Origin of the sequence: Kocuria sp. CNJ-770, from assembly GCF_001942375.1 — a bacterium.
Lineage (GTDB): Bacteria > Actinomycetota > Actinomycetes > Actinomycetales > Micrococcaceae > Kocuria > Kocuria oceani.
On the sequence record NZ_MKJW01000072.1, the window covers coordinates 1 to 1081 of the forward strand.

The 1081-nt window shown below is 62.7% G+C and carries 1 rRNA gene; it reads right to left on the reverse strand.

Features of this window, described 5'->3' with window-relative positions:
* Nucleotides 1-624: 624 nt before the first annotated feature.
* Nucleotides 625-1081: ribosomal RNA gene (locus BJF77_RS03240) — 16S ribosomal RNA — on the reverse strand; the annotation flags it as partial.

Consider the following 1081-nt stretch of genomic DNA (forward strand, 5'->3'; position numbering starts at 1 on the left):
CCCCCACCCGAAGGCAGCAGCACCAGCGCCACAGACGCTCTCGCAGTTCCTGGCGGCGATCAATCACGAACACCCCGCACCACACCCCGGCCCACCACCGAAGCAGCGACCCAGGAACACGGCACGGGCGTTCTTAAGATGCTCGCGTCCACTATACAGTTCTCAAACAACAACCCACACACCCCACACCCTGGTGTGCTCGGCGGACCCCGGACCCCCCAAGGGGACCAGCACCCGCCCACCACACCGGTGGAGCGCCGGGACGATTTCAGAGCCAACACACCCCCGCACCCCGCCACACCCGGCCACCACCACCCCCCACGGAAGGGGACGACAGCAGCACAGGCACCGACAGAGCACGAGGACCCTGTTGTCTCAGGACCCAACAGTGCGCCATGGACCACACCCCCACCGGCACGGACCCCACCGTTCCACCACCCCACCGCCCGGCACCCCCCGAAGAGGACACCGGCGCAGCAGCGCAGGTACTGAAGAAGAACCCGACCGGCACACGAGGCGCGGCCGCTTGCTCGTTGACATTCCACCCATGAGCTCACCCCACCAGCACCACGAACGGGCACTCAAGCGGGGGCGACCACCACACGGTGGTCAACGGCTCCTTAGAAAGGAGGTGATCCAGCCGCACCTTCCGGTACGGCTACCTTGTTACGACTTAGTCCCAATCGCCAGTCCCACCTTCGACGGCTCCCTCCCACAAAGGGGTTAGGCCACCGGCTTCGGGTGTTACCAACTTTCGTGACTTGACGGGCGGTGTGTACAAGGCCCGGGAACGTATTCACCGCAGCGTTGCTGATCTGCGATTACTAGCGACTCCGACTTCATGAGGTCGAGTTGCAGACCTCAATCCGAACTGAGACCGGCTTTTTGGGATTAGCTCCACCTCACAGTATCGCAACCCTTTGTACCGGCCATTGTAGCATGCGTGAAGCCCAAGACATAAGGGGCATGATGATTTGACGTCATCCCCACCTTCCTCCGAGTTGACCCCGGCAGTCTCCTATGAGTCCCCACCATCACGTGCTGGCAACATAGAACGAGGGTTGCGCTCGTTGCGGGACTT